Source organism: Flavivirga rizhaonensis (genome assembly GCF_004791695.1).
GTDB lineage: Bacteria > Bacteroidota > Bacteroidia > Flavobacteriales > Flavobacteriaceae > Flavivirga > Flavivirga rizhaonensis.
The window spans coordinates 1-269 of record NZ_SRSO01000092.1; the positions used below are offsets into that span (position 1 = coordinate 1).

At 49.1% G+C, this 269-nt stretch carries 1 pseudogene; it reads left to right on the top strand.

Annotated elements, in window-relative coordinates:
* Positions 1-20: 20 nt before the first annotated feature.
* Positions 21-269: pseudogene (locus EM932_RS20735) on the top strand (T9SS type A sorting domain-containing protein); the annotation flags it as partial.

Consider the following 269-nt stretch of genomic DNA (forward strand, 5'->3'; position numbering starts at 1 on the left):
CAAACAGTAGTACCGCTAGCGTGACGATCAACGCATTAGACGATGCGGGCTTTAGCTATAGCGCCGCAGCATATTGTGCAGATGCTACAGATCCAACGCCAAGCATAACAGGTTTAACAGGCGGAACCTTCTCAAGTACTGGAGGCTTATCACTTACAGCAGGAACAGGACTTATCGATGTATCGACCAGTACTCCGGGAACCTATACCGTAACTTATACCACAGCAGGAACCTGTCCAAACAGTAGTACCGCTAGCGTGACGATCAAC